General features: G+C 67.5%; 23 protein-coding genes. 10 read left to right on the forward strand and 13 right to left on the reverse strand.

Annotation, left to right across the window (positions count from 1 at the left end):
• Positions 1-59: 59 nt before the first annotated feature.
• Complete coding sequence (locus tag ACIQLF_RS09675) at positions 60-437, forward strand: META domain-containing protein (protein ID WP_400297364.1); 378 nt, start codon at positions 60-62, stop codon at positions 435-437.
• A 149-nt stretch (positions 438-586) separates the two neighbouring features.
• Here ACIQLF_RS09675 and ACIQLF_RS09680 read toward each other — a convergent pair whose 3' ends face one another.
• The 6 genes from ACIQLF_RS09680 to ACIQLF_RS09705 all read right to left on the reverse strand — a co-directional run bounded on the left by ACIQLF_RS09680 (position 587) and on the right by ACIQLF_RS09705 (position 6,880).
• A complete protein-coding gene (locus tag ACIQLF_RS09680) occupies positions 587-865 on the reverse strand; it encodes a GlsB/YeaQ/YmgE family stress response membrane protein (RefSeq protein ID WP_400297366.1) in 279 nt (92 codons plus the stop codon).
• Positions 866-1,130: 265 nt separating this feature from the next.
• A complete protein-coding gene (locus tag ACIQLF_RS09685) occupies positions 1,131-1,802 on the reverse strand; it encodes a phosphoribosyltransferase (RefSeq protein WP_400297369.1) in 672 nt (223 codons plus the stop codon).
• 162 nt (positions 1,803-1,964) lie between these two features.
• The gene (hpaD, locus tag ACIQLF_RS09690; protein ID WP_400297372.1) at positions 1,965-3,074 is read right to left on the reverse strand and encodes a 3,4-dihydroxyphenylacetate 2,3-dioxygenase; all 1,110 of its coding nucleotides are present in this window, start codon (positions 3,072-3,074) and stop codon (positions 1,965-1,967) included.
• Positions 3,075-3,122: 48 nt separating this feature from the next.
• Positions 3,123-4,628, reverse strand: coding sequence for a 5-carboxymethyl-2-hydroxymuconate semialdehyde dehydrogenase (gene hpaE, locus ACIQLF_RS09695; RefSeq protein ID WP_400297375.1), 1,506 nt, complete (start codon positions 4,626-4,628; stop codon positions 3,123-3,125).
• Between the two features lie 79 nt (positions 4,629-4,707).
• On the reverse strand, positions 4,708-5,367 hold the full coding sequence (locus ACIQLF_RS09700) for a GntR family transcriptional regulator (RefSeq protein ID WP_400297377.1): 660 nt from the start codon (positions 5,365-5,367) through the stop codon (positions 4,708-4,710).
• A 7-nt stretch (positions 5,368-5,374) separates the two neighbouring features.
• Positions 5,375-6,880, reverse strand: a complete 1,506-nt coding sequence (locus tag ACIQLF_RS09705; RefSeq protein ID WP_400297380.1) for a fumarylacetoacetate hydrolase family protein — start codon at positions 6,878-6,880, stop codon at positions 5,375-5,377.
• A 464-nt stretch (positions 6,881-7,344) separates the two neighbouring features.
• On the opposite strand from ACIQLF_RS09705, the gene ACIQLF_RS09710 reads away from it, so the two are divergent.
• Positions 7,345-8,112, forward strand: coding sequence for a hypothetical protein (locus ACIQLF_RS09710; RefSeq protein WP_400297383.1), 768 nt, complete (start codon positions 7,345-7,347; stop codon positions 8,110-8,112).
• A 30-nt stretch (positions 8,113-8,142) separates the two neighbouring features.
• Here ACIQLF_RS09710 and ACIQLF_RS09715 read toward each other — a convergent pair whose 3' ends face one another.
• The 3 genes from ACIQLF_RS09715 to ACIQLF_RS09725 form a co-directional block, all read right to left on the reverse strand.
• Complete coding sequence (locus ACIQLF_RS09715; protein ID WP_400297385.1) at positions 8,143-8,955, reverse strand: alpha/beta fold hydrolase; 813 nt, start codon at positions 8,953-8,955, stop codon at positions 8,143-8,145.
• Positions 8,956-9,084: 129 nt separating this feature from the next.
• A complete protein-coding gene (locus tag ACIQLF_RS09720; RefSeq protein ID WP_400297388.1) occupies positions 9,085-11,616 on the reverse strand; it encodes a DUF6493 family protein in 2,532 nt (843 codons plus the stop codon).
• A complete protein-coding gene (locus ACIQLF_RS09725; protein WP_400297391.1) occupies positions 11,613-13,055 on the reverse strand; it encodes an SWIM zinc finger family protein in 1,443 nt (480 codons plus the stop codon). Before ACIQLF_RS09725 ends, ACIQLF_RS09720 begins: the two co-directional genes overlap by 4 nt.
• 296 nt (positions 13,056-13,351) lie before the next feature.
• Here ACIQLF_RS09725 and ACIQLF_RS09730 point away from each other — a divergent pair, with 296 nt between their 5' ends.
• From ACIQLF_RS09730 to ACIQLF_RS09760, 7 genes are all read left to right on the forward strand, one after another.
• Complete coding sequence (locus tag ACIQLF_RS09730; RefSeq protein ID WP_400297393.1) at positions 13,352-14,116, forward strand: NUDIX hydrolase; 765 nt, start codon at positions 13,352-13,354, stop codon at positions 14,114-14,116.
• A complete protein-coding gene (gene nadA / locus ACIQLF_RS09735; RefSeq protein ID WP_400297396.1) occupies positions 14,113-15,381 on the forward strand; it encodes a quinolinate synthase NadA in 1,269 nt (422 codons plus the stop codon). The genes ACIQLF_RS09730 and nadA overlap by 4 nt, the downstream gene beginning before the upstream one ends.
• Positions 15,378-17,081 (forward strand): L-aspartate oxidase, encoded by a 1,704-nt coding sequence (gene nadB / locus ACIQLF_RS09740; RefSeq protein WP_400297399.1) that lies wholly within the window; start codon positions 15,378-15,380, stop codon positions 17,079-17,081. The genes nadA and nadB overlap by 4 nt, the downstream gene beginning before the upstream one ends.
• Before the next feature lie 44 nt (positions 17,082-17,125).
• On the forward strand, positions 17,126-18,010 hold the full coding sequence (gene nadC / locus ACIQLF_RS09745) for a carboxylating nicotinate-nucleotide diphosphorylase (RefSeq protein ID WP_400297402.1): 885 nt from the start codon (positions 17,126-17,128) through the stop codon (positions 18,008-18,010).
• 56 nt (positions 18,011-18,066) lie between these two features.
• Entirely contained in the window at positions 18,067-19,212 is a 1,146-nt protein-coding gene (locus ACIQLF_RS09750; RefSeq protein ID WP_400297404.1) for a cysteine desulfurase family protein, read from the forward strand.
• 100 nt (positions 19,213-19,312) lie between these two features.
• Positions 19,313-19,816: an ATP-dependent endonuclease gene (locus ACIQLF_RS09755; RefSeq protein WP_400297407.1), complete on the forward strand. Its 504-nt coding sequence runs from the start codon at positions 19,313-19,315 to the stop codon at positions 19,814-19,816.
• Between the two features lie 46 nt (positions 19,817-19,862).
• Positions 19,863-21,257 (forward strand): M20/M25/M40 family metallo-hydrolase, encoded by a 1,395-nt coding sequence (locus tag ACIQLF_RS09760; RefSeq protein WP_400297409.1) that lies wholly within the window; start codon positions 19,863-19,865, stop codon positions 21,255-21,257.
• A 758-nt stretch (positions 21,258-22,015) separates the two neighbouring features.
• On the opposite strand, the gene ACIQLF_RS09765 is transcribed toward ACIQLF_RS09760, so the two are convergent.
• Together ACIQLF_RS09765 and ACIQLF_RS09770 are read right to left on the reverse strand one after the other, a co-directional pair.
• Positions 22,016-22,576, reverse strand: a complete 561-nt coding sequence (locus tag ACIQLF_RS09765) for a Dps family protein (RefSeq protein WP_400297411.1) — start codon at positions 22,574-22,576, stop codon at positions 22,016-22,018.
• 102 nt (positions 22,577-22,678) lie between these two features.
• Complete coding sequence (locus tag ACIQLF_RS09770) at positions 22,679-23,113, reverse strand: hypothetical protein (protein ID WP_400297414.1); 435 nt, start codon at positions 23,111-23,113, stop codon at positions 22,679-22,681.
• Positions 23,114-23,383: 270 nt separating this feature from the next.
• Between ACIQLF_RS09770 and ACIQLF_RS09775 the strand changes: the two genes are divergently transcribed.
• A complete protein-coding gene (locus tag ACIQLF_RS09775) occupies positions 23,384-24,892 on the forward strand; it encodes a sensor histidine kinase (protein WP_400297417.1) in 1,509 nt (502 codons plus the stop codon).
• A gap of 99 nt (positions 24,893-24,991) precedes the next feature.
• On the opposite strand, the gene ACIQLF_RS09780 is transcribed toward ACIQLF_RS09775, so the two are convergent.
• Together ACIQLF_RS09780 and ACIQLF_RS09785 are read right to left on the reverse strand one after the other, a co-directional pair.
• The gene (locus tag ACIQLF_RS09780; protein ID WP_400297420.1) at positions 24,992-25,744 is read right to left on the reverse strand and encodes a response regulator; all 753 of its coding nucleotides are present in this window, start codon (positions 25,742-25,744) and stop codon (positions 24,992-24,994) included.
• A 121-nt stretch (positions 25,745-25,865) separates the two neighbouring features.
• Complete coding sequence (locus ACIQLF_RS09785) at positions 25,866-26,339, reverse strand: HD domain-containing protein (RefSeq protein ID WP_400297423.1); 474 nt, start codon at positions 26,337-26,339, stop codon at positions 25,866-25,868.
• Positions 26,340-26,422: the final 83 nt, after the last annotated feature.

A 26,422-nucleotide genomic window follows, 5' to 3' on the forward strand; every position in this document is an offset into this window, starting at 1 on the left:
GATCCCCGGCAGCGCCGCGGCGCGGCGACGGGCACGGAATGCGGCTGTAGCATGTGTCCATGAAACGAATTGCAGCGCTCTTGCTTGTTCTGGTCGCAGCCTTGGGCCTCACCGGCTGCGCAACGTCTCCGGGGCAGGACGGGTCTTCCGTCGTTGGCCAGTGGGGTGGAGTGCCCGACGGTGCGCCCGTCCTCGTTTTCTCGGGAGAGGGCTCGTTCACCGGAAACGACGGTTGCAACACCTTGACCGGTTCCTGGAAGCAGGCCAACGACGTTGTCACCCTGGAAAACATGGCCACGACACTGATGGCGTGCGAGGGCGTCGACACATGGCTTTCACGAGCGTCCACCGCCAAGATCGAAGGCATGAACCTCACGGTGTTCGATGCCCAGGGCGGAGAAATCGGCGTGCTGGCACACGAGGGCACCAAGAACTGAGCCGGCTGGTTCCCCGGGGGGAACCGCCACGGGGCCGGTGCGGAGGGATGCCTGCTCTGTTCCGCGAAACCGGTCACGCACCGTGAGGCGGCACAAAAAGGTGTCGGCGTGCCCCCTCGCGAGGGGGCACGCCGACACCTGATTATTGGTTAGTGAGCGGCGCGGTGGCCTTCGCCCCGGCCCTTCACCAATCCGTAGATCCCGGCGACCACAACACCGCCAAGGATGGCCAGCACCCAAGTGCGAAGGTTGAAGAAACCGCCGAGTCCCGTATTGAAGATCATGGATCCGAGCCAGCCGCCCACAAGGGCGCCGACAACGCCGAGCACGAGTGATGTGATCCACCCGCCGTTGACCCTGCCAGGCATGAACTGCTTGACCAGGACGCCAACGATGAGTCCGAGAATGATCCAGCTAATGATGGTCATGATCTGCTCCTTCGAACAGGGGCCCGGCCATCCCGGTGACGGTGGGGCCGATTTGCCGGTAGATACCAGCGGCAACAACTTACGCCCGTTGCCGTGCCGAAGCAATGGGTCGATCGGCCCTATACACGGGCCCGCATGTAAGCTCTTTCGGGTGCAGAAACCCGGCAATGTCTGTCTTGCCCGGCACCGCGGAACGGAACGGAACGTTCTATCCACCCCGTTGTTGTCGCGAGGGTGGGTCGAGGGCCGCGGCCGGCACGGACGGCTACGGCTTGGTGCCGAACTCCGCAATCAGCCGGAGGATCTCCGGCTCGGAGACTTGTGAAAAATCCTCGTAGTAGGTGCCCACCGACGAAAAATCCGGCGGGGAAGAATAACAAATCACCGCATCCGCGTAGGCAGACAGTTCGCGCAGGACCTTTGCGGGGGAGACTGGAACCGCGACCACCAGGCTGGCCGGCCCCAGCAGGGAAACCACCCGAAGCGCCGCGGTCATGGTGGCGCCGGTCGCCAGGCCGTCATCGCACAGCACCACGGTCCGTCCCGCACAGTCCGGTGCAAACGCGTCAAATGCGGCGGACAGGCGAAGCAACTTGGCACTTGCCTGGCGCTCCACGGTGTCTAGGATTGCGGGGGAGTAGCGGCGCAGTGCATATTCGTAGATCCGCGGGACATGGTGCACCACGTGGTGCTGCCGATAGCTGGCGACGGCGCCGAAGGCGACCTCCGGCTCGTCGGGGATGCCCAGCTTTCGCACGGCCAGGGCCCCCAGCGAGGCGCCAAGCCGCGCGGCGATCGGGGCGGCGACGGGAACCCCGCCGCGCAGCAGGCCAAGCACGACCGCGTCGGAGCCAAGCCCCTGGGCGGCCAACAGCTCGCCGAGGATGGACCCGGCCGCCGAACGGTCGGCGAATCTGTGTGGGCCAACGGTGTTCATGGCATCCAGTTTCCCCGCATTGGCCCGCCGCCGCCATGCCCGGCGGCCATCGAGCGCGGGAGTCTTAACGGCCCGTGGCCGGCGTCCGGCTCCCGTTGCGCAGGTGCGCATGTGAGGGAGCGGAAGCCGGCCACGGGGTCGGTGCCTTGGAAGGGCTGCGGGTTAGAGCTGGTGGCCCATCTTGAAGCCGACTTCCTCGCCCGGATCCCCCGTCAGCGCATCGCCCGGGGCGCGGGTGTAGGAGAAGCCGTCGGCCCCCACGGTCACTGCCATCTCCGAGGAGTCGGTGCGTGCGATGACCTCGCGCGGGTTGCCGTCCAGGTCCAGGACCAGGGATGCCTCGGTGTACCAGGACGGGACCACCGGGTTGCCCCACCAGTCGCGGCGCTGGTTGTCGTGCACGTCCCAGGTGATGACCGGGTTGTCCGGGTCGCCGGTGTAGTAGTCCTGGGTGTAGATCTCGATGCGGTGGTCATCCGGATCCAGGATGTAAAGGTAGAACGCGTTGGAGACGCCGTGGCGTCCCGGGCCGCGCTCGATGCGGTCGGACATGCGCAGCGCGCCCATCTTGTCGCAGATCTGGATGATGTTGTGCTTCTCGTGGGTGGAGAAGGCCACGTGGTGCAGGCGCGGGCCGTCGCCGCCGGTCAGCGCGGTGTCGTGCACGGTGCCCTTGCGGTGCATCCAGGCCGCGTAGGTCACGCCCTTGTCGTCCTGGATGTCCTCGGTGACGCGGAAGCCCAGGTCCTCGAGGTACTTGCGGCCGCGCGGAACGTCCGGGGTGACCTGGTTGAAGTGGTCGAGGCGGACCAGCTCGCCGGCCGAGTAGATGTCGTAGCGCATGTGCAGGCGTTCGACGTGGGTGGTCTCGAAGAAGAACTCGTAGGGGAAGCCCAGCGGATCCTCCACGCGGACCGCGTCGCCGATGCCCTTGACGAAGCCCTCGGTGCGGCGCTCGGTGCGGCAGCCCAGTTCCTTGTAGTACGCCTCGGCGGCGTCGACGTCCTCCGGGGTGCGCACGCGGAAGGCCATGGCCTTCAGCGCGGCGACCGGGCCCTTGGTGAGGACCAGGTTGTGGTGGATGAACTCCTCGAAGGAGCGCAGGTAGATCTGCTCGTCGTCCTCGTAGGAAACGTGCAGTCCCAGCACGTCGACGTAGAACTTGCGCGAGGCGGCGAGGTCGGTGACGACCAGTTCGGCGTAGGCGCAGCGCAGGATGTCCGGGGCCGGGACGGACGGCTTGGGGATGGTGTTGGATTCGTTGGTGCTCATGGTTCGCTCCTTTGCGGAAAAACTCTTGAAGTGGGGAGGGGGGAAGGGCTAGGCGCCGAACTTGGGGGTGTGGACCTCACCGAGGGTGATGTGCACGGCCTGCTGGTCGGTGTAGAAATCGATCGAGCGGTAGCCGCCCTCGTGGCCCAGGCCCGAGGCCTTCACGCCGCCGAACGGGCTGCGTAGGTCGCGCACGTTGTGGCTGTTGAGCCAGACCATGCCGGCCTCGACGTCCTGCGCGAAGTTGTGGGCGCGCTTCAGGTCGTTGGTCCACACGTAGGCGGCCAGGCCGTACTTGGTGTTGTTGGCCAGCTCGAGGGCCTCTTCGTCGGTGTCGAACGGGGTGATCGCGACGACGGGGCCGAAGATCTCCTCCTGGAAGATGCGGGCATCCGGTGCGACGTCGGCGAAGACGGTCGGGGCGACGTAGGAGCCGTTTTCCTGGCCCTCGGGCAGGTTCTCCGGGCGGCCGCCGCCGGCCACGACGCGGCCCTCGGTCTTGCCGATCTCCACGTAGCTCATGACCTTGTTGTAGTGCTCCGGATGGACCAGCGCGCCGACCTGGGTGGTCGGGTCGTGCGGGTCGCCGACCTTGATGTTCTTGGCGCGGGCCGCGTAGGTCTCGACGAACTTCTCGTAGATCGGACGCTCGACCAGGATGCGGGAACCGGCGGTGCAGCGCTCGCCGTTCAGCGAGAACACGCCGAAGAGGGTGGAGTCGATCGCGGCGTCGAAGTCGGCATCGGCGAACACGATGGCCGGGGACTTGCCGCCGAGCTCCATGGACATGCCCTTGAGGTTCTCCGCGCAGTTGCGGTAGATCAGCTGGCCGGTGGAGGATTCGCCGGTGAAGGAGATCAGCGGGACCTTCGGGTGCTTGACCAGCGCGTCGCCGGCCTCCTCGCCAATGCCGTTGACCAGGTTGAAGACGCCGGCCGGCAGGCCCGCTTCCTCGAAGATGGTGGCCCACAGCGAGGCGGACAGCGGGGTGAACTCGGCCGGCTTCAGGACCACGGTGCAGCCGGAGGCGATGGACGGGGCCAGCTTCCAGGACTCGAGCATGAACGGGGTGTTCCACGGGGTGATCAGGCCGGCGACGCCGATCGGCTTGCGGTTCACGTAGTTCAGCTGGGAACCCGGGACCTTCAGAGCGGTGTCGTGCTGGGCGACGATCAGGTCGGCGAAGAAGCGGAAGTTCTCCGCGGCGCGCTGCGCCTGGCCGCGGGCCTGGGTGATCGGCAGGCCGGTGTCGAAGGTTTCCATCTCCGCGAGGCGGTCTTCCTGGGCGACGACGGCGTCGGCGATCTTGTACAGCACGTTGGCGCGGGCGCGCGGGCTCATGGTCGGCCACGGGCCGTTCTTGAAGGCCTCGGTGGCCGCGGCGACGGCGGCGTCGATGTCGGCCTTCTGGCCGGCGGCGGCGGTGGCGTAGGTCTGGTTGGTCACCGGGTCCAGGACCTCGAAGGTTTCCCCGCCGATGGAGTCGACGAACTGGCCGCCGATGTAGTGCTGCAGGTGCGTGGGCAGGTTCTCCGGAACGAAGTGCTTGCTCATGTGGTGTCTCCTTTGGTGTGACAAGTTTCAGGAAGGAAGTCGTGCTAAGTGCTGGGTGTTCTGTGCCGGCAGTTTCCCGCTAGAGCGGGGAGGCCGGCAGGTTGGCCGCCGCCAGGTACGCGTTCAGCGTGTTGGTGCGGTGCGCCCGGGCCGCCTGTTCGATCTCTGCCGCCGGGGCCTGGGCCTCGATCATGTCGAGCAGCTGCGCGTGCTCCCGCACCGATTCCCTGGCGCGTCCAGGAATATGGGTGAAGGACGAGGAGCGCATCAGCGCCAGCCGGTTCCAGCCGCGGTGCACCAAATCCAGGATGTGCGGATTGGGGCAGTTGCGGTAGAGCACTTGGTGGAACTCGTTGTTCAGCTCGGTGAAGCGCGGCGGGTCGAAGTCGGTGAGCAGGTCGGTCATCGCCTGGTTGATGGCCCGTGCCGCGGCCAGCTGGTCCGCATCCACGAAGGGTGCGCTCAGCGCGGTGGCGGCGCCCTCGATGATCGCAAGGGTCTGCATGGTGTGCAGGTAGAGCGCGCTGTCGGCCGCGGCGACGGTGGCCCCGACGTTGCGTTCGAAGTTCACCATGCCCTCGGCCTCCAGACGCCGGATGGCCTCGCGCACCGGCACCACCGAGCAGCCAAGCTCGTTGGCGATGGTGCCGAGCACCAGCCGGTACCCGGGGGTGAAGGTTCCCTCGGTGATGCGCGTGTGCAGCAGCCGGTAGGCGGCCTCTGACTTGCTCGTGTTCATGGCAGGCCTAGAAATCCGGTTCGCCGTCGGCGACCCACTGGTTGTACTTGGCCTTCCAGCCGGCGTTCATCGGGAACAGGCCCTTGATCTCGGCGCCGTTGGCGACGTTCTTGAACACGAAGGTGTCCTCGCGCTCGGACTCGACGACCTCGTCGGCGATCTCGGCCGCCAGGTGCGGCGGGATCACCAGGATGCCGTCGGCGTCGGCGATCACGATGTCGCCGGGCTGGATGGTGGCGCCGCCGCAGCCGATGGTCACGTCGGTGTCCCACGGCACGTGCTTGCGCCCAAGCACCGCCGGGTGCGCGCCGTTGTGGAAGGTCGGGATGTCCAGGGCGGCCACGGCGTCGAGGTCGCGCACGCCGCCGTCGGTGATGATGGCTTCGGCGCCGCGCACCTGGGTGCGCATCGCCAGGATGTCGCCCAGGGTGCCGGAACCCTTTTCGCCGCGGGCCTCCATGACCAGGATCTCGCCCGGGCCCACGGAGTCGATGACGCGCTTCTGCGCGTTGTAGCCGCCGCCGTGGGACTTGAAGAGGTCCTCGCGGTTGGGCACGTAGCGCAGCGTGCGGGCGGTGCCGATGACCTTTGTCATGCCCTTGGTGGCCTGCAGGCCGTCGACCGAGACGTTGTTCAGCCCGCGCTTGCGCAGCGCGCCGGAGATGGTGGCGGTGGCGACCGAGAGCAGCTTGGCCTTGACCTCGTCGGTCAGCGCCTCCTTGCCGGTGATCGGCAGCTCGATGCCGGCCGCGGAGGCCGTGCCGAAGGCGTCGATCCGGTCCGCGTCGGTGATCTTCGGCTGGTTGCCGAAGGCCGCGAAGGAGTCGGTGCCCTCGGTGACGGTCGTGGCCAGGCGCCCGGTGGTCAGGCCCGCGGCCTCGTCGTCGACCTGGACCTCGACGAGGTCGCCGGGGACGATCACGGAGGAGCCTGCCGGGGTGCCGGTGAGGATCACGTCGCCGGCCTTCAGCGTCATCTGCTGCGACAGGTCCGCGACGATCTGCGCGAAGGAGAAGATGAGCTCGGCGGTCGAGGCGTCCTGGGCGATCTCGCCGTTGACCCAGGTGCGGATGCGCAGGGCCTCCGGGTTCACGGCGGCCGCCGGTAGCAGCACCGGGCCCATCGGGGTGTAGCCGTCGCCGGACTTGGACCGGATGTTCGATCCCTTGTCGGCGTACTTCATGTCATACACGCCCAGGTCGTTGGAGGCGGTGACGGAGCCGACGTGGCTCCAGGCGTCCTCCACGGAAACGCGGCGGGCGTCGGTGCCGATGACCAGGGCGATCTCGCCCTCGAAGGCCAACAGCTCGGTTCCGGCCGGGCGTTCCACGGTGGAACCCGAGGTCGCCAGCGAGGAGGAGGCCTTCATGAAGTATGAAGGGAACGCGGGGGTGCGGCCGCGCTGGGCTGCACGCGAGGAGTACGAGAGATGGACTGCAAGCACCTTGCCCGCTGCATCGAATACTGACTGGTCGACCTGGACCAGATCGGTGGCTGTGGCGTCGCTGCTCACGTTTCCTCCTGTGATGTATGAAATCGTATACGATCTAGTGTGATGGCGGTCTCCGTGTTTGTCAACAGGGAAATGTTGCGCGTCATACATCCGCCGGAAATGCCTCCGAAGCGAATCTGCGGACCGTGTCCTGCTCGCAACGAAAGTCTCCAAGTGGTTCCGGTTTTTTCGTGTCATGATTCCGCGCGGATGCCCCCTCAACGGGTGCAGGGTTCGAAAGAACGGGCTCCCGGGAGTCCGGTGGCAGGGCGTGCTGTCTTGCCCAAGAGCATTTCATGGTCGCGCTCCGAACTCCATGGGAGTGAGGGATTGAAGCGCTCGAATCCTCAGAGCGACGGATCCGGCCGCAAACAGGTGGTGTTAGCCACTTGGTGTCGATCGTCCATTGTTGGACGCTCGCCGTAGGATCGCCTGGAATGTAGCCAAATACCCGCGGGTTGGGCCCGCAATATAGGGGGAAACACATGGAATTCCAGAAAGAATGCAAGTCGTGGTGCGATGGGTGTCAGGACGGCGAGTGCACGACCGAATCCACCCTGCATCGCGGCGGCATGCGTTCCGTAGGTTTCGGATTCGACTCCGACGGGTTCTACTCGCACAGCGACGAGCTGATGGTTCGCGCCGCGGCCGACGGCCAGGACGAGGACGGTGAATGCGATGGCACCGACTCGGTTTGGGTGAATTTTGCCGATGTGAGCAGTGGGTCGATCGTCGATCGGGCAAGTTTCGAAACCGATTGGCCCGGCATGCGTACCGTCCGCGCGCAGCTCGGGCGGTTCATCGCACTGGTCCGCAGCAGCGACGCCTACAAATCCGGGTTGTCCCCGAGCGGAAAGTTGGCGGCCGCAGGATCGTTGACCGGGGTGGATCCGGGAGCGCCGGACCTTGATCTCTGTGAACCGTGGTGCGCGGACCACGAGGTCGAGGGCTGCAAGCTGCGCATGACCCTTGGGGTGACGGTCGGCCGGGAACCGGAGAATCGATTCTGCGAGGCGAGGGAATCGACGGTGGCTGCCAACGGGATGCTGGAAGCGCAGGCGCGTTACGCGCGCCCGGTGGCGGGCAAACCCGGAATATTCCGGGTCCAACTCGACTGCGTCATGGATTTCTCCGACGGCGCGCGCTCCGAGGGGCGGATCGATACGGCGGTGCTCGGGCTGGACATGACCGAACTCAAGCGGATCCACACGCGGTTGGGCGCGTTCCTCGACCGACTCGACCTGTCGGCGTAGAGCCACGCCGGCGGGTCGAATGCCGGGAACCTAGCTTGCGAGGAACTCCACCGCTGCGTTCTTGAACTCGCGGCTCGTCACGGCGTTGGCGTGGTCGCGGCCCTGCAGCCAGAGCACGGACTTTGGCGTCTGGCGGGTGCCGAGCAGCTCGGTCAGCCGCGGCATGGTGGTGGCCAGCGAATCGCCGTCGCCCGCAACCAGCAGGGTCGGCATGGTCGGGACCATCTGCTCCGGGGCGAACGGCTCGGTCTTGATCGCCTGGATCATGCTCATGAGCGAGAACATGTCGTTGGACGGCACGGTCTGCGCCATGCGCAGCAGATCGGCGGTTGCCTCGTCGGCAATGGAGCTGCCATCGGCCAGGAACTGCTGGGCCGCGGCCAGGTCGAACGACGCCAGCGGGTCGATGCTGGCCGGGCCGCCGAGCACCAGCCGGTTCACCAGCTGCGGCTGGGTGCCGCCGAATTCCCAGGCCAGGCGGGCGCCGAGCGAGTAACCGACCAGATCGACGCCGGAGTGCGGGTCGCCTTCCTTGAGCGCCAGCGCGCCATGGTCCATCAAAAGCTGCAGCAAGTCCGCTCGCATCCGGCTGGGCGTGTAGGCGTCCAAGTCCTCCGGAGCCGGGGACGTCCCGTGGCCGGGGAGGTCGACGGCCAGGACCCGGCGGCCGGCCTCGGTGAGCGAGCGGATCCAGCCGGATTTCACCCAGTTCAGGTCGCTGGAGGAAGCGAAACCGTGCAGCAGCACCACGGGGCGGAGCCCGGCGGGGGCGTCCGGTTCGTAGGTGGTCAGGCTCAATGCGTTGGCAGTGCCCTCGACGAGGTGCTCATGTGTGGATCCCATGGGCAAATCCTGTCAGATCGGACATGGATTTGCGAGTTCCGCAAGATACAAGGGTTGCTGTGAAGCAACGGGTGCTTCGTCGGCGAAAACGACCCCGTGGCCGCGGTCAGCCCCGGGATGCCCGCCGGCTTACAGCGCCAGCAACTGCCGCGCGGTCCGTGCCGCGGCCGTGGACCCGGTGAACCCGGCCAGCCATTCAATCAAGGCTCCGCTTTCGGGCGCCTTGCCCAGACGAATGCTTTCGTCAAGCAGCACATTCATGAGGGTGCCAATGCCGTGGTGCCTTCTGTCTAACAGCGGGAACAACTCCGTCAGGGTTTCAACAACCGATCGTGCCGCACGCTGAGAGATACTCGCTACATCGGATAACGATGAGGCCCATCGTGAAGCCTTGGCAGGGCCGGCGCAATTTTTCATACCTCGTGCGAGTTCGGCTGCTGAAAGACGGTCAGGGATCGCTGCAGCAAATATCTCGGCCGCACGGATGCGAACCTCTCCGCGGTGTGCCGAGAGCGCAAGTCCCAACAATTCACCGGTTTCCTGATGCCAGATTCCCGGGTGAGTCTCCAGAGCGTACAGGATTGCCTCTTGTGCTGCAGAATCAAAATAATCTACAGCGCTATTCATCCGTGAGAGGGTCGCGGCCACCAGAGGCAGCGTGCAAAACGGAACGCTTAGGGCCAATTGGCGGATGTCCTGCGGCGAAGCGTCCCCCGTATCCCGAGGGCAGGAGGGAATCACTGTTGGATAATCGGGTAGTGAAACGGTGGGAACGGCAGCTTGCAGGGTAAGGTCCCAGACTTTGTAATGGGAGGTATCTTCTCCGTACCCGTAAGTCACCCGGCGTTCGATCCATGTGGTGTTAACCGTCGCAGGGTCGGTCTGCCCGAGTATCGTCAGCCCAGCCAACCGCAGATTTTCATCGCTTGAAAGCGGCGCACGTGCCCGCGCCGCGGCAACCCGCCATGGAGAGTTTTTGATCTCCAGTGCCGGGCCGCCAAGCGCATATGCCAAGGCGTTGGCGGCCTCTGCGCATGCAGGGGAGATATGTGACTTGGACATGAGATTCAAGGCGTCGGCACGCCGCTCGGGGCCGGTCCGGAGCAACGCTACGATCGTGTCGAAGTGTAGGGGTTCATGCCCCTCTGCATCGGATATAAGAAGCCGCTCGACCAATGTCACAGGATCAATCCACCCGTGTGCGTCAGTGGGTGTGGCCAGCAACAGGCGCCGAGGTGCGCGGCCTTGGAGTATCTCTACGACCTCCCGCATGCGCTTATGGAATGCGGGAATTACCGATTCCTCTTCGGGCCAATGGTTTGGACGGGTCTCGGGCGCTCCGAAACGCTGATTGCGCCGACGCCCGGGCCGAAAGACATAGGCGGGGTTGGTGGCGGCAAGAATCAAATCCACCGAGAAGTTGTCGTTCCGGTAGTCGGGTGCGTCAATTTTTGCTGCACGCCTTGCCAGTGGCTGCAATGTTGCTGGAGCATCGTTGGCTGCAAGCCACGCGAGGCCCAATTCGAAATCGATCTGATCTGTGTCATTTTCCAGCAGGGCTGCAAATCTTTCCAACACCTCGTCATTTTCCCAAGATTGAACCGGCAGCGCCGACGGTGAAAGGACCAGGGGGTCGATAGGTGTTGCGGGCACCGGAAATATGGGTGTGTCTGAGCCGATTGCCGAGAATGCGGTAGCCGTTGCCGGCGCCAGGGAATCGAAGCCGACCTCCAATAGTGCGGTTTGCTGGTGCATAACCAAGAGTTCTGCGGCAGCACGTTGGGCATCCCGATGGGGATGGGTCAACGCGCAAGCAATGGCCGAAAACAACTCGGCACGTGAGGTTAGATCCCCGACGAGGGTAGAAGGATTGGCCGAGGCCAGGGTCCCCAAGATATCGAGGATTTTCAGTGCTGAAGCCTTGCTGCTGGCCAATGCCGGCGAGCAAAGGCCAACGAACCGGCTCGTGTCTAGGTTTCCGGATCGATGCAGCAACGCGATCTGGCGTACGGCAAGTGAGACGGTGGCTGGGATATTGGAGGAAAGCAAGTGCAGTATCTCGGACTGATGGGCGGCTGTTTCGAGAGCACTGGGGTCAAGCACGTCGTACAGCCTCGAAAACCAGCCGGCGCGATAGCTGGAAAAGTCCCGGTTCAGGGCTTGAAGGCAGCTGAGTAGAACGCGTTCCCGTTCCAGTACGCCATCGTTGACCAATCCCACGACGGTGTCCTTCCAAGACCCGTTTTCACCGTTGAACTTGTCGATATTGGCCAAGGATGTCTCCCCGCCGCCCTCAACTTCGAAGAAGCGCCAAAACACGTCCTCGCGCAGACCCACATCGTGCGTGAGCATGAACGAGCGGACCGCATTCCCAGTCCACCGGCCGAGACCGGCAATTGTGTCCAGGACATAGTCATCGTCGTGTTCCCGCTGTACCCCATGGAAGATTTCACCGAGGCGCAGGGCGACAAAACTTGGCCACTGGGCTTCCGTGTCAGCCAGGAATGTCAGAAACCTTGGATCGGCCGCGGACTGTTGGAGATCGGGGTCGTTGATCTTGAGCATTCGCTCGTTCAGGGTCTCCAACGTTGCTGAGGTATCGTCGACCAACGCAGTGAGGTCCCTATTGAATTCCCAAAAATGGTAGGCCTCGTTGCTCATTCTGTTTCGCATTCGCTCTCATGGTTGGTCTGGTTGGAATCCCGCTGGAAGATCCGTGCGGCCAAGACATGCTTGCAGGGCCCGCGGCCGCCCTTGTACTTGGCAAACCACGGGCAGCTGCAGCTATCGGCGCGCTGCTCCCGCAGGTGAACGCGGTATTCCGTTCCGCCGGAATGCACCGCGAACGATTCGGCCCCCGGTGCCGACGGATCGAGCGGGGCGACGGCCCCGAGTGAAAGCAGCTTGTGGGCGCCCTCCAGCCGGGGATGGGCGCCGAGCAGGTCGCCCGTCTCAAAGGGCAGCGGTCGATGGAAGTAGCCCGACTCCGCGACGTCGAAACCGACTTGGCCGGATGAGGCCAGTACGGCCAACGCGTCGGCGACCCGGGGAATCCGCAGCCCGGTCTTTCCGCCCAGCCGGTGCAGGTCGATGCGGGGTTCGAAGGCCAGTGCCGCGCCGAGGATCCCGGCATCGTCCTGTGCGGCCGCCCCGGCAACCTCGTGGAGCACGCCTCCCTCGCCGGGGAATCCCCGGGATTTGTCGGGGCTGAGAGTAAGGCTGAGTCGGGCCCCCGGCAGGTCCAGCACCCATGTGCTGGCACTTGGCAGTGAGCCGGAATCCGTTTCCCTCCCGTAGATACGTAGCCCGGTGGCAAACCGCATCAGGGGTTCCAGCGTGCGCAGGCGTTCGGGGCCGGCCAGGCACACGGCCCCGGGGCTCGGTCTCGAGGCCAGGCGAAGCGAACGCGCGCCCCGGGTGGCCCAGGCCACCGATCCCGTGGAGCTGGTGCGGGGCAGCGAGCGAATGAACCGCCGCGCGTCTTCCGGCCCGAGTTCGTGCCGAAGGGCGACGGTCGACGCCGACGCCTGGACCTCGCAGAAACCCTTCAACCAGCGACGGGGCAGCTCGACCTTTTCCTCGACCGCCTCGGCGTCCAGGGTGCGGACGCGCAGCCCATCGTCCCCGACCGCCAGCTGCAACGGTTCCCCGGGCCGGAGGCCCGCAAGTGCCTGCCGCAGCGGGGGATTGACGTCGACGTTTGTCACGCCGCTGGCCTGGAATTCGGTGTCGAGGGCGTCGGCTGCCACGTCAAGCCGCGCGTAGACCCCGCAGCATGCGCTGAAGGATTCAAAACGCAACCCCTGGGGTGACGAGGTGACCACCGGGTCGGCCGCGCGCAGGATGGCCGCGAGCATTCCGGGCGGCACGTAGTACCTGGTCCGGGAGACCTTTGCCACGACCAGGAGTCCCGCGGCGACGCTCATCGGTTCGTTGGGGAAACCCGAGTAGAAATACGGATGTGCGGCCGGAGCAAGGTTTGCGTCCAATCCGCCGCTGGTGGCCATGTGCAGGAACGGGCGGCCGCCCAGGGAAACCAGCTCGGAGCTGTGGCCGTAGGTATAGAGCTGTTCGGTGAAGGGTGCGGTCATCGTGGGCATCAACTTTTCACGGGGCGGCAGGCGGGTGCCGTTTTACGCGGCGTGGATCCATGCTAGCCGAGGAATCCGCTCCGGGACATGACCCCGGGCCGCTAGCATCTTCGAAAGCGCGCAGGTCAACACCGCTATGGAGAGGCTCGTGGAGCCGGCGGGACGCCGCGCCGCGGCCATGCCGGAAGCCCCGCAAGCCCCGCTTGTTTCCGGCGTTTTGCACCCGCGGTGGCAGTGGTCGGGGCGCATCCCGTAATACGGGTTGTGCAGCCGCGTCCATGGTCGTATCCTTAGTTTTGGTCAATATGACATTAACTAAGGTGCTGAGTCAGATTCCATTCGCAAACGTGGCCGAACGCCGCGAACAACCGCCGATGCTGGCGGTCTCGACTGTCATCTTCGCGCTGCGCGACGACGATCGATCGGGGCGCAAGAGCCTCTGGCTTCCGCTGGTCCGCCGCACCCGCGAGCCCTTCCACGGTCAATGGGCGCTGCCCGGCGGCCCGCTCGGTCCCCGCGATTCGCTGCTCGACGCCGCGGCGGCAAACCTGCTCGACACCACCGGGCTCGTCCCGCGCTACCTCGAACAGCTCTACGCCTTCGGCGACCTGGATCGCTCGCCGACCCGCCGCGTCGTCTCCATCGTCTACTGGGCGCTGGTGCGCGAGGACGACGCCCCGCACACCGACACCCCCGCAACCTCGGTGCTGCTCGATGACCCGAACGTCGCCTGGTTCCGCGCCGACGACGAGGCCGTCCTGGCCAACCTGGCCTTCGATCACCGCCAGATCATCGAGTACGCGCTCTGGCGGCTGCGCAACAAGGTCGAGTACGGGTCGATCGCCCACCGCCTGCTGGGCGAGCGATTCACCCTCGCCCAGGTGCGCGAGGTCTACGAGGCGGTGCTGGGCAAGTCCCTGGACCCCGCCAACTTCCGCCGCCAGCTCCGCACGGCCACCGACCTCGAGGAAACCGATGAGTTCCTCTCCGGCGGCAAGCACCGCCCCCCACGCCTCTATCGCTACACCGGCTCAACTTCCCACCCACTTGAGAGCGAGAACATCTCATGAGCAGCATCAACTCCACCATCCAGCGCCTCACGCTGATCTCCCCGGAATCCACCTGCAACACGGACCTGGCCAAGGGCCCCTGGGCCTTCGACAAGGGCGCTCCGTCCTACGGCCCGGGCGCCTCGGAGGCCGACGCCACCCCGGCCTCCACCCCGAAGCAGGGCGACATCCCGGCCGAGTACCGCGAGGCCTCCGACGAGGAGCTGACCGCCCGCATCCTCGCCGCCAAGGAGACCCTCGGCGACCGGCTGGTCATCCTGGGCCACTTCTACCAGCGCGACGAGGTAGTGAAGTTCGCCGACTTCGTGGGCGACTCCTTCCAGCTGGCCAACGCCGCGCTGAGCCGCGAGGAGGCCGAATACATCGTCTTCTGCGGCGTCCACTTCATGGCCGAGACCGCCGACATCCTCTCCACCGATGCGCAGAAGGTCATCCTGCCGAACCTCGCCGCCGGCTGCTCGATGGCGGACATGGCCGACGAGTCCTCCGTGGAGGAATGCTGGGAACAGCTCATGGACCTCTACGGGGATGCGAAGACCCCGGAGGGCCTGGCCCCGGTCATCCCGGTGACCTACATGAACTGCTCCGCCGCGCTGAAGGCGTTCGTCGGCAAGCACGGCGGCATCGTCTGCACCTCCTCCAACGCCGCCACCGTGCTGGAATGGGCGTTCGAGCGCGGGCAGCGGGTGCTCTTCTTCCCCGACCAGCACCTGGGCCGCAACACCGCCAAGGCCATGGGCGTGCCGCTGGAGCAGATGCCCATGTGGAACCCGAACAAGCCGCTGGGAGGCAACGACGCGCAGACCCTGCTCGACTCCCGGGTCATCCTGTGGCACGGCTTCTGCTCGGTGCACCGCCGCTTCAACACCAAGCAGATCGACAAGGCGCGCATCGATTTCCCCGGCGTGCAGGTGATCGTGCACCCCGAGTGCCCGATGGAGGTCGTTGACGCGGCCGACGCCGCCGGCTCCACCGACTACATCCGCAAGGCAGTCGCCGCGGCCCCGGCCGGCTCCACCTTTGCCATCGGCACCGAGGTCAACATGGTCAACCGGCTGGCCGCCGAGTACCCGCAGCACCACATCTTCTGCCTGGACCCGGTGATCTGCCCGTGCTCGACCATGTACCGCATCCACCCGGGCTACCTGGCCTGGGTGCTCGAGGCGCTGGTCCGCGGCGAGGTGCTCAACCAGATCGTCGTGGCACCGGAGGTCGCGGCCGACGCACGCGTGGCCCTTGACCGGATGCTGGCGGCGCGGCCATGACTGCCGCGCCGTTGAATGCCGCACCGCTGCGGGCCACCGGCCTGCTGGTGGTCGGCTCCGGCGTCGCCGGGCTCTACGCGGCGCTGACCGCCGCGGCCCGCGGCCTGGAGGTCACGCTGCTGACCAAGGACAACCTGGAGAACTCGAACTCCTGGTTCGCCCAGGGCGGCCTGAGCGCCGTGGGACCCGCCGGGATTGCCCGCGGGGACTCGGTCGCCAGCCACGTCGCGGACACGCTCACCGCCGGCGCCAGGCTGAACGACGCCGGCGCCGTGGCTGCCATGTGCGCCGCGGCCTGGGACCACGTGGAGCGGCTCACCGAGGCCGGCGCCGTTTTTGATTCCGATCCCGAGGGCGAATACGCCCTGGGCCTGGAGGCCGCGCACGCCCACGCGCGCATCCTGCACGCGGGAGGGGACGCCACGGGCAAGGCCCTGGCCAGCGCGCTGATCGACGCCTGCCTGAAGCAGGAGGCCGCCGGCGCCCTGCGCATCCGCGAACGGGCCTTCGTCACCGAGCTGTTGGCGCAGGACCCCTACGACCCCGAACGCATCACCGGCGTCCGCGTGCTCAACGCCGACGGCACCACGGAGGAGCTCACCGCCGACGCGGTGCTGCTGGCCACCGGGGGCGTCGGCAACCTGTTCGCCGCCACCACCAATCCGCGCGGCGCCACCGGCGACGGCGCCGCGCTGGCCTACCGCGCCGGCGCCCTGCTGGCGGACAGCGAATTCGTCCAGTTCCACCCCACGCTGGTGAGCCCCGGCGGCTTCATGGTCTCCGAGGCCGTGCGCGGCGAAGGGGCGATCCTCGTCGACCAACACGGGCACCGCTTCATGCCGGCCGTGCACCCGGACGCCGAGCTTGCCCCGCGCGACGTGGTAGCCCGCGCCATCCACGCGGTCAACGCCGCGGGCGGGCAGGCCTACCTGGACGCCACGGGGGTGGAGTCCGACCACGGGCCAGGCTTCCTGGCCCGGCGCTTCCCGTCCATCACCGCCGCCCTGGCCAAGCTCGGCCACGACCTCGCCGCCGCGCCGGTGCCCGTCACCGAGGCCGCCCACTACTGGATGGGCGGCGTGTTCACCGACCGGCTCGGGCGCACCACCCTGCCGGGTCTCTACGCCGCGGGGGAGACCGCCTGCACCGGCGTGCACGGGGCCAACCGGCTGGCCTCCAACTCCCTGCTGGAGGCGCTGGTCTTCGCATGGTCCGCGGTGGTCAACCTGCCGGCCGCCGGCGCAACCGCGGATCCCCGAAGTGCGGACGCCGGAACGATCGCCGTCCACACGCTGGAAACCGTAGCAACCGCAGCCGCGGGATCAACCCCCGTTGACCTGCCGACGCTGCAGCGCCTCGCCACCGGCCACCTTGGTGTGGAACGCACCGGTGCGGACCTTGAAGACGCGCTCCGGCAGCTCTCCCTCTGGCACGTGGAAGGCGCGGACCGCGCGGCCCACGAGCTGTGCAACCTGCTCACCCTGGCCCGCGTCATGGCCACCGCGGCGCTCGCCCGGGAAAACTCGATCGGCGCGCACTTCCGGCTCGATGCGCCGGGGGCCCCGGAACCCGCCAACGGCGCCCTGCCGCGCCGCGGCTACCGGATGGCTGGCCCCGTCAAGGCATTCCCTGCCATTGCAAACGCCGACACGGCAATTGCCGCCACCTCCCAACTCGTCTCCTCGAACATCGGATCCTGACCTTGCCGAACACCAACCCCGCCCCTGCCGCACCAGCCACCGTCATGCCAGCCACTGTCGTGCCGATGCCCGTCCCTGCCCGGGCCATCAACGAGATCGTGCTCGCCGCGCTCGCCGAGGACAACCCGCGCGGCGACCTCACCGGCAACGTGCTCATCCCCGCAGACGCCCGCGCGACCGCCTCGGTCATCGCCCGCGAACCGGGCACCTGCGCAGGCCTGGACACCTTCATCGCCGCCATGAAGCTGACCGACCCGGCCCTGGAACTCACCCCCGCCCTGGCCGACGGCGACGAATTCGCCGCCGGCGACACCCTGATCACCGTGACCGGCCCGGCCCGCTCGCTGCTGGCCGGCGAACGCGTGGGCCTGAACCTGCTCCAGCGCATGTCCGGCATCGCGACAGCCACCCGCGCCCACGTCCGGGCCGCGGCCGGCACCGGGGCCCGCATCGTCGACACCCGTAAGACCACCCCGGGGCTGCGCATCCTGGAACGCTACGCGGTGCGCTGCGGCGGCGGGCACAACCACCGCGACAACCTCTCCGACGCCGTCATGGCCAAGGACAACCACCTGGCCCTGCTCGGCACCGGCGCCGAACTCACCGCCGCCCTGCGCAACGCCCGCGCGCGGCTTGGCCACACCGTGCACTTCGAGGTCGAGATAGACCACCTCGACCAGCTCGACGCGGTGCTCGCCGCCGGCGTGGACACCATCATGCTGGACAACTTCTCGCTCGCGGATCTGGCCACCGGGGTGCGCCGGGTGGCGGGTGCGGCGCTGGTCGAGGCATCGGGTAACGTCAAGCTGGACACCGTGGCGGCCATCGCGGCCACCGGCGTCGACATCATTTCGTCCGGGGCCCTCACCCATTCGGTGCGGGCGCTGGACCTTGGGCTGGACATCACCATCGAAACCAGCGCCAGCTAAACCAGCACGATCGAACCCGGCACCGTCTAAACCTGCAGGATTGAAGCACACCAACCATGATCTACCTCGACGCCGCAGCCACCACCCCCGTACGCCAGGAGGTGCTCGATGTCATCATCCCGCTGCTGACCAGCGACTACGGCAACCCCTCCAGCGTCCATTCGATGGGCCAGACCGCGGCCCGCGCCCTGGACTACGCCCGCGAGACCGCCGCCAACACCCTCGGCGTGCGCACCGGGGACATCGTCTTCACCTCCGGCGGCACCGAGTCCAACAACCTGGCCATCAAGGGCCTGGCGCTGGCCAACCCGCGCGGGCGGCACCTGGTCCGCTCGGCGATCGAACACGCCTCGGTCATCGAGTCCTGCGCGTACCTGGTCAAGCACCACGGATTCACGCTCGATGTGGCACCGGTGGACGCCGAGGGCATCGTGGACCCGGCGGCCCTCGCCGCCCTGCTGCGCGAGGACACCACGCTGGTCTCCGTCATGGCGGTGAACAACGAGGTCGGCACCATCCAGCCGATCGCGGACATCGCCGCGGCCGCACACGGCGTCGGCGCGCTGGTGCACACCGACGCGGTGCAGGCCGCCGGCTGGCTCGACGTCGCCCAGATCGCCGCGCACGTGGATGCGCTGAGCATCTCCGGGCACAAGCTCGGCGGGCTGAAGGGCGCCGGGCTGCTCATGGTGCGCGGCAAGCTGGCCCTGGAGCCGCTGGTCCACGGCGGCGGGCAGGAGCGCGAACGTCGCTCCGGCACCGAAAACGTCGCGGGCGCGGTCTCCACGGCCACCGCGCTGCAACTGGCCGCGGAGGCCAACGCCGCAGGTGCGGCCAGCGGCTACGGCAACCACATCATCCAGACCGTCCTGAAGGGCCTGAACACCTCCGGCCGCACCCGCGCCACGATCACCGGCCACGCCGCCGAACGCGTGCCCGGCATCGTCTCCTTCACCTTCCCGGAAACCGGGGGCGAGACCGTGCTGCTGGAACTCGAGCGCCGCGGGGTCGTCGCCTCCTCCGGGTCTGCCTGCGCCGCCGGGTCCACCGAGGCCTCGCACGTGCTGCTGGCCCTGGGCCGGGACGAGCAGGAGGCCCACACCGCCGTGCGGCTGAGCTTCACCCGTTCGGTGAAGGAATCGGAGATCGCCACCGCCGCACGCGCGGTGGTGGCCGCGGTCAAGGCGATCGCCGGTCCCTGACGGAGCGTCCCCAACGGAGCAGTTCTCGACGGTGGCCACTCCGTTGCCGACACGTTGCAGCCCTTGAGGCCCGGCGGCCGTCCGTGCTATCCATTGCTGCATGGGAATCGTGCTGGTCGAGGGGCAAAGCGACGCGATCGCCGTACAGGTCCTGGCCGAACGGCTGGGACTGCCGGCGCCGCGGGTGCTTGCGGTGGGCGGGTCCAAGGGGGCCCGCCGTGCGGCGGAGTCGCTGGCCGGGCAGCGGCTGGTCGGGCTGGTCGACGCCGCCGAACGCCGCGACTTCGAGTCCGTGCTGCAAACCGTCTTCGTCTGCGATCCTGACCTGGAATCCGAGTTCGTCCGCGCCCTGGGCGTGGAGGGGGTCGAGGAGGTCATGGCGCAGCAGGGCGAACTGGAGTCCTTCCGCCGGCTGCAGGCCCAGCCCTTCCAGCGCACCCGCACCATCGAGCAGCAGCTGGCCAGGTTCTTCGGCGGGCGCAGCGGCAACAAGGCGCGCTATGCCCGGTTCCTGGCGCAGGCCGTGCCCCTTGAGCGCATCCCGCGGCCGCTGAACGACCTGCTGGCAAGCCTTTCCGCGCAGGACGCGCCGCGCGATCGGTGAACCGTGCTCGATGCCCCTCGCATCATCCCGGCATAGACTACGGAACATGTCTCCCACCTCACACGTTGTCCCGGCGTCCGACGGACTCCCGGATCCCTGCGAATTCCTGGCCCCTGACGACGTCTCGCTCCGCGTGGCGGCGAAACTCGCCGAGCTGATCCGGTGCCGGACCGTTTCGCGCCCCGACCGCACCCTGGAAGACCGGGCGGAATTCACCCGGCACGTGCAGGCGATCAACTCGCTCTTCCCGCACATCGCCGGCGCGGTCGAGCAACACACCGTCGGCATCACAGGGCAGCTCTGGCACTGGCGCGGCGGCGAGTCCGCCCGGCCGATCGTGCTCATGGCGCACCAGGACGTGGTGCCCGTGGAGAGCGAGGACCACTGGGAGCACCCGCCGTTCGACGGGGTCATCGCCGACGGCCGCATCCACGGCCGCGGCACACTCGATGACAAGGGGGACCTGGCGTGCATCCTGGAGGCCGCCGAGTCCCTGGCCGCGACGGGCTTTGTCCCGGGGCAGGACGTGTACTTCTTCTTCGGCGACTGCGAGGAAACCGCGGGGGCCACGGCCGCGGAGGCCGTCGAATTCCTGCGTGGACGGGGCGTGCGCCCCTGGCTGGTGCTCGACGAGGGCGGTGCCGTGGCGCACCAGGCCTTCCCCGGCATCGGCGCGCCGGTGGGGGTCATCGGCGTCAGCGAGAAGGGCATCCTGGACCTGCTGCTGGAGGCCGAGGACGCCGGCGGTCACGCCTCGGCGCCACCCTCGTTCGGCGCGGTGCAGCGCATCGCCCGGGCCATCCTGCGCCTGCAGCGCAAGCCCTTCCCGGCCTCGGTCCACCCCGCCACCGAGGAGATGTTCAAGCGGCTGGGCTCCACCGCGCCGGGCCTGATGCGCACCGCCCTGAGGCTGGTCGCCCGCCCGGGACGGCCCGCCGGCGAGGTGCTGGCCCGGGTCGGCGCTGAACCGGCTGCGATGGTCCGCACCACGGTTGCGGCCACCGAGCTGCAGGGCAGCGACGGCACCAACGTGTTGGCGCGCCGCGCGGCCGTCACCCTGAACATCCGCATCGCCGTCACCGAATCGGTGGCGTCGGCCATTGCGGGGGTCCGCAAGCGCATCGCCGATCCCAGGATCAGGCACACTGTCCTTTCGGCGACCGAGCCGTCGCCGCTCTCGCCCGTCGACTGCGAGCAGTTCGCGCTCTTGGAGTCCTGCATGGGCCGCTCGCACCCGGAGGCGCTCGCCGTTCCGTACATCATGATGGCCGCCACCGATGCCCGGTTCTTCGCCGCGATCAGCGAGCACGTCTACCGTTTTGCGCCGCTGGGCATGGACAAGGCCCAGCGCGGTTCCATCCACGGGACCAACGAATCCGTCGCGATCCCCGAGCTTGGCAAGGGCGTGGCCTTCTACCGGCAGCTGCTGCGCTCGCTGTGACGGCGCCGGACCCGCAATGAAGCCTTCGACCGGGTTGCCTCCGCGTGGCGGGTGAGCGCCCGGGGCATCGGCCTTTGGCCGACGGCTCCTTCCTGCCGGCCCATGCGCTGGAACGTGGCGGAAAACGATCGCTGCGCTCCTCGATCCGGCGGCTCGGCGAGCACGGGGAGCGGCTGGCCTTTCACCAGGGGACCGCTGTGCCCGGATGGCCGACCCGTGTGCCGGGAATCGCCCGGCACCGCCAATGCCCGCCGGACATGGGTGGATCCCGGGGTTGGCCTCGTGCAATCATGGGGAGTCGGGGAGTCGGCAATGCGGATCCCCTCCAGCGGATCGTCCCGCTCCCGCCACGAAGAACCAATTTTGCACTCGAATCCCGAGGAGAGAGCATGTTCAACTGCGACCCAGGCGAAGTGTTGTCGGTGGTCATGGCCGACCGCGACACCTTGCCTCCGCGTCACGAACCAACGCCCGAACCCCTGCCCGGCCCGCCGCCGGGACCCGAGCCGGTGTACCCGACGTATCCACCCGTGGAGCCCGATCCCGGGTTGCCGCCGGGCTACCCTCCCGGGCCGGTCCCCGATCCCGAGCCTGGCCCGGCGCCGGCTCCTTGGTGAAGCGCTCCACGTCGCAGTAGTTTCAGCGAAGCGCCCGTCTTGGCGTAACCGCAGGATTCCGGGCGTGACCTCGTGCAAGGAGCGGGTAGACGGCCATCCGTCAACCCGCTCCTTCACCTAGTCGCAACCACCTGGCCGAATCTACATGGCCTTGGCCGCCGCGTCCTTCTCCGTCTTGGCCCCGGCGTTGAGCAGTTTGCCCTGGTCGTTTTCGAGGTGGGAGCGGATGAACCACTGGAACTGTTCCAGCTCACCGGTCTGGCCGATCAACAGGTCTTCGGTGATGGGGTCCAGCGCGCCGACTTCCGCGATGCACTCGCGCATGGACCCGATAACGCCCGAGAAGACCAGGTCGAGGGCGGCCAGGTGCTCGCCGGTGCTTGCCCTGTTGATGGAATAGTCGTCCCAGGCGCGCTGCTTGACCAGGTCGCCGGCCAAACCGTTGGGGGCAACGCCCAAGGTCGCCATGCGCTCGGCGAGCGCGTCCACCATGAGCCGGACGCTGGCGACCTGCGGGTCGAGCATTTCATGAACGCCGATGAAGTTCTGTCCCACCACGTTCCAGTGTGCGTGCTTGAGTGTCAGCTGCAGGTCGTTGAGCGCGTGCAGGCGCATCTGCAATGCCTTGCCCACCTTCTGTCCGTCCTTGAGTTCAAGGCCGGGTACCGTGAATTTTGCCTTCGAGCCGTTGCTTGTTGACATTGGTGCCTCTTTCGTTGCGTGGCGCCCCGCGGGATCACGGCGCGCAGGTAGGTATTTTGTGACGTGGTTTCGGGGCTGAACGTGCATGGGGCATGGTCGGGATCAGCTGCGCATGTCCGGGTCGATGCCCCATGTCTCGTAGCCCGCGTCGGTGTCCGGGTCCCATGCCAGCTTCGGCATGTGCTCAATCCGGTGCGTGGCCCTCCACATAACGGCGGCGCACGCGGCGGCGATCAACGTAACCACCCCCAGGAACATGAGCACGCCTGGCACCTTCGAGGGGTGGGTGCCGTACTTCCGTTGGGCCGAGGCCAGCGACCTGTCGATCGATTTCCGTGCATGTCTGGCCATCGCGCGGTTTCCCGTCACGGTGGCGAGGACTTCCTCCGATGCCCGCGACAGCCCCCGGGGATCGATCCGGTCCACGGCACGCCTCAGGGAATCCTCCAGGTGCTGGGGGTAGTCCTGCTTGGCCTTCTGCGACCAGCATTCGAGTCTCTTGATGATGTCCTGCATCTGCTTTTCGGCATGTGTCATTTTGGAGGCCCCTTCGTGCGTCGGCCGTTGAATTGTCCTACTGTGGCCAACCTAGACTCATCAATCGCCGCGGGCAAGCAGTGCCCGGGGAGTTTGCCCCGAAATGTGTTCGAATATATGTTCTACTCACGGTTTGGGAGGGTTGCCCGGGCGGCCGCGGGGCCTGTGCCCGGCGCATCCCGGCGTACCCCTTGCACCGGCCCGTCGGATGAGTAGGGTGACGCATAGGGGGACCGGAGAAGCGGAGCGCGGGAAAGGTGGGTGTGCGGCATGTCAAAGCGCAGCGACGCCCACATCCGTGAACTGCTTGCCTCCATGGCCAGCGTCACCAGCGACCTCAGCGTCGACACGCTCGTCCGGCGCTTGCTGGACGAGGCGATGAAAATCTTCGGGGCCACCGCCGGTCTGCTCGAACTCACCAACGCCACCATGGCCGAAGGCCGCCTCGCCAGGGGGAAGGACGCGGCCGCGCTGGGAGAATCCGCGGGCAGGGACGAGGGCAAGCGGTTGCGGGTCGAACTCAAGACCCGCGACCAACTCCTGGGCCGGCTCACCCTGGGGCCCAAGAACGGAAAGGACCGCTACTCGCGCGTCGACCGCGAGCTGGCCGACGCGCTCGCCGGAGCCGCCGGGGTCGCCCTGGAAAACGCCCAGCTCTACCAGGATGCCGCTGACCGTGTCCGCTGGCTCGAGGCAAGCTCCCGCATCGGTGAGCTGTTGGGCGGCGACCAGCAACAAACCCAGGGCCTGGATAGCGTCGCCGAGTTGGCCCGCAGCGAATCCCACGCCAAGTACGGACTGGTCCTCACGCCGGTGAACGACGAAAACGCCCCCCGCTACACCTACCGGATCGCGGGGATCAGCGAGCACGTCCACCCCAGCCTCTCCGGGCGAATCCTGGTCAACGTCGGGCAACGCGAGCCCAACGGCCCGAGGGACTTCGAACCGGCCATCCTCAAGGGTCCCGAGTCGGTGCTGCCGCTGGGGGAGATTGCCGACGGCGGGTACACGCTGCTGACCGAACTGCGCGCACGCGACACCCACTACGGCATCCTGCTGATGGTCAGGGGGAAGGGGGAACCGACCTACCGGCACATCGAAACCCAGATGGCCGCGGTCTTCAGCTCCAACATCGCCCAGGGCCTCGGGCTGGTCCAGATGCACCGCCTGCATGAGGAGGTCCGCCTGTACCTGGAGCGAGAGCGCATCGCCCGCGACCTGCACGACGTCGTCATCCAGCGCATCTTCGCCGCGGGCCTGAGCATCAGCGCCCTGGGCAAGCACCTTCCCACGCCGGCCACCAGGGAACGCGCGGCAGGCATCACCCGCGAGCTGGACACGACCATCGCCGAGCTGCGCGCCACCATCTACTCGCTGCGCACCAGCGCCGGGGAGCACGAGCGGCCCAGCAGCCGCATCCTGCGCGCCATCCGACTGGCCTGCGAACCGCTGGACTTCACGCCGCAGGTGCACATCGGCGACGCCGTCGACGGGCTTGGCGACGAAACCCTGCTCACGCACCTGCTGGCCGTGATCACCGAGTCGCTGTCCAACGCCGTGCGCCACGCACACGCCGGCGCACTGGTCATCGACGTGGAGCGCACCGAGGGTGCCCTGGTGCTCCAGGTCTCGGACGACGGCGTGGGCTTCACGGTGCCGGTCGCCGAGAGCGGCTTGGCGAACATGCGCCAACGCGCGGAGGAACTCGGCGGCACCCTTGGGCTGGATTCGGGACCCGGAAAGGGAACCACGCTGCGCTGGGCCGTTCCGCTGGGTTGAGACCCATGCCGAGGGATGCCAAGCGCCGCATGCGGCATGGCACCGGCGCGCCCGACCCGCCGGCAATCCCGACAGGACCGACATTTCCGACAGGCCCGGTCAGGTGCCCCCGTCGTTGGGCCCGGCCGGCGGGTGGGTCACAAACACCGCCGCCTGCGTCCGCGACTCGAACCCCAGCTTCGCCAACATCGACGAGACGTAGTTTTTCACGGTCTTCTCCGCCAGGCGCATGCGCTCGCCGATCTGCCGGTTGCTCATGCCCTCGCCGACAAGCTCCAGCACCCGGCGTTCCTGGGTGGTGAGCGCCCCCATGCGGGGATCCGGGTTCTCGTGCGCAAAAAGCCCCGAAACGATCCGCTGCTTGAGCCCAGGGGTGAACAGCGATTCGCCGCGCGCGGCCCTGCGCAGGGCGCCGATGAGGTCTGTCCCGCCGATCTGCTTCAGCACATAGCCGACGGCGCCGGCAAGCACCGCGCCGCGCAACGCCTGTTCGTCGTCGTAGCTGGTGAGGATCAGGCAATTGAGCGATCCGTCGATGGAGCGCACGTCGCGGCAGACCTCGATGCCCGTGCCGTCGGGCAGCCGGGCGTCGAGCACCGAAACGTCGGGGCGCAGGGCCGGGATCTGCTTGCGGGCGTCCTTGGCGCTGCCCGAGGTGCCGACCACCTCGAACCCTTCGCCCTCCAGCAGCTCGCGCAACCCGCGGCGCACCAGCTCGTGGTCGTCGAGGATGAAGACGCGGATGGGGGGACCTTGTCCGGGTCCGCCCGACGCGTCGTCCGCGGCGACGGCGTCGGGGGCGGAAACCTCGGGTGCGGGATGGAATCCGGTCGATCCAGCAGTGTGTTCCATGTGCGGTCCACCCCAATCCCAAGGCGCAAGAAGTTGTCGTTGCCTTCATTCTTCGCCGGGCAGCGGGCGGTCGGCAAGGGGCCAAAGGCCCCGGTCCGGAAGTGCCCTCCGGAAGAGGCGGCTACTGGCCGGTGCCGGTGTCCATGTCGGTGTCCAGGCCAAGCAGGTGCCGTGTCCGGGCGTACTTGGCCGCGAGTCGTTCGCGGGTGGCCTCGGGCAGCAGCGCCGTGCGCGCAGGGTCGGTGTTGTCATCGATGTCCGCGCGCTTGACCCGCAGGGCGGTGGGGCTGGCGAGGATGCGGGCGCAGTAGTCCTCCGGCGCTTCGCCATCGATCTTGGTGACCGCCTGGACGGCATCGATGACGGCGTCGGGGATGCCGGCCGCGGCCAGGTCGGCGGCCGACACGTCGCAGTCCTCCAGCACGTCGTGGAGCCAGGCCGCGGCAACCGCCTCGTCGGCACCGCCCTGGCGGAGCACGCGTTCGGCGACGCGGGCAGGGTGGGTGATGTAGTCGACGCCGGACTTGTCGAATTGGCCGGCGTGGGCGCTGCGCGCCATGGCTTCCGCGATCTCCACGAATGCCTGCTGGATCATTTCTTCCTCCGTAGCGGGGTGTGCGTTGCCCCGTGCCACACGGTACCAAGTCCCACCGACTCGTTGGGCGGGCACGGACACGC

Source organism: Paeniglutamicibacter sp. NPDC091659 (genome assembly GCF_044756805.1).
Classification (GTDB): domain Bacteria; phylum Actinomycetota; class Actinomycetes; order Actinomycetales; family Micrococcaceae; genus Paeniglutamicibacter.

Coding starts and splice junctions, on each gene's coding strand:
- ACIQLF_RS09710 (WP_400297383.1), top strand. CDS start 7,345: ATGGAATTCCAGAAAGAATGCAAGTCGTGGTGCGATGGGTGTCAGGAC.
- ACIQLF_RS09685 (WP_400297369.1), bottom strand. CDS start 1,802: ATGAACACCGTTGGCCCACACAGATTCGCCGACCGTTCGGCGGCCGGG.
- ACIQLF_RS09730 (WP_400297393.1), top strand. CDS start 13,352: ATGACATTAACTAAGGTGCTGAGTCAGATTCCATTCGCAAACGTGGCC.
- ACIQLF_RS09720 (WP_400297388.1), bottom strand. CDS start 11,616: ATGAGCAACGAGGCCTACCATTTTTGGGAATTCAATAGGGACCTCACT.
- ACIQLF_RS09760 (WP_400297409.1), top strand. CDS start 19,863: ATGTCTCCCACCTCACACGTTGTCCCGGCGTCCGACGGACTCCCGGAT.
- ACIQLF_RS09770 (WP_400297414.1), bottom strand. CDS start 23,113: ATGACACATGCCGAAAAGCAGATGCAGGACATCATCAAGAGACTCGAA.
- ACIQLF_RS09780 (WP_400297420.1), bottom strand. CDS start 25,744: ATGGAACACACTGCTGGATCGACCGGATTCCATCCCGCACCCGAGGTT.
- hpaE (WP_400297375.1), bottom strand. CDS start 4,628: ATGAGCAAGCACTTCGTTCCGGAGAACCTGCCCACGCACCTGCAGCAC.
- ACIQLF_RS09765 (WP_400297411.1), bottom strand. CDS start 22,576: ATGTCAACAAGCAACGGCTCGAAGGCAAAATTCACGGTACCCGGCCTT.
- ACIQLF_RS09725 (WP_400297391.1), bottom strand. CDS start 13,055: ATGCCCACGATGACCGCACCCTTCACCGAACAGCTCTATACCTACGGC.
- ACIQLF_RS09680 (WP_400297366.1), bottom strand. CDS start 865: ATGACCATCATTAGCTGGATCATTCTCGGACTCATCGTTGGCGTCCTG.
- ACIQLF_RS09750 (WP_400297404.1), top strand. CDS start 18,067: ATGATCTACCTCGACGCCGCAGCCACCACCCCCGTACGCCAGGAGGTG.
- ACIQLF_RS09700 (WP_400297377.1), bottom strand. CDS start 5,367: ATGAACACGAGCAAGTCAGAGGCCGCCTACCGGCTGCTGCACACGCGC.
- nadB (WP_400297399.1), top strand. CDS start 15,378: ATGACTGCCGCGCCGTTGAATGCCGCACCGCTGCGGGCCACCGGCCTG.
- ACIQLF_RS09675 (WP_400297364.1), top strand. CDS start 60: ATGAAACGAATTGCAGCGCTCTTGCTTGTTCTGGTCGCAGCCTTGGGC.
- ACIQLF_RS09755 (WP_400297407.1), top strand. CDS start 19,313: ATGGGAATCGTGCTGGTCGAGGGGCAAAGCGACGCGATCGCCGTACAG.
- nadC (WP_400297402.1), top strand. CDS start 17,126: ATGCCAGCCACTGTCGTGCCGATGCCCGTCCCTGCCCGGGCCATCAAC.
- hpaD (WP_400297372.1), bottom strand. CDS start 3,074: ATGAGCACCAACGAATCCAACACCATCCCCAAGCCGTCCGTCCCGGCC.
- nadA (WP_400297396.1), top strand. CDS start 14,113: ATGAGCAGCATCAACTCCACCATCCAGCGCCTCACGCTGATCTCCCCG.
- ACIQLF_RS09715 (WP_400297385.1), bottom strand. CDS start 8,955: ATGGGATCCACACATGAGCACCTCGTCGAGGGCACTGCCAACGCATTG.
- ACIQLF_RS09775 (WP_400297417.1), top strand. CDS start 23,384: ATGTCAAAGCGCAGCGACGCCCACATCCGTGAACTGCTTGCCTCCATG.
- ACIQLF_RS09785 (WP_400297423.1), bottom strand. CDS start 26,339: ATGATCCAGCAGGCATTCGTGGAGATCGCGGAAGCCATGGCGCGCAGC.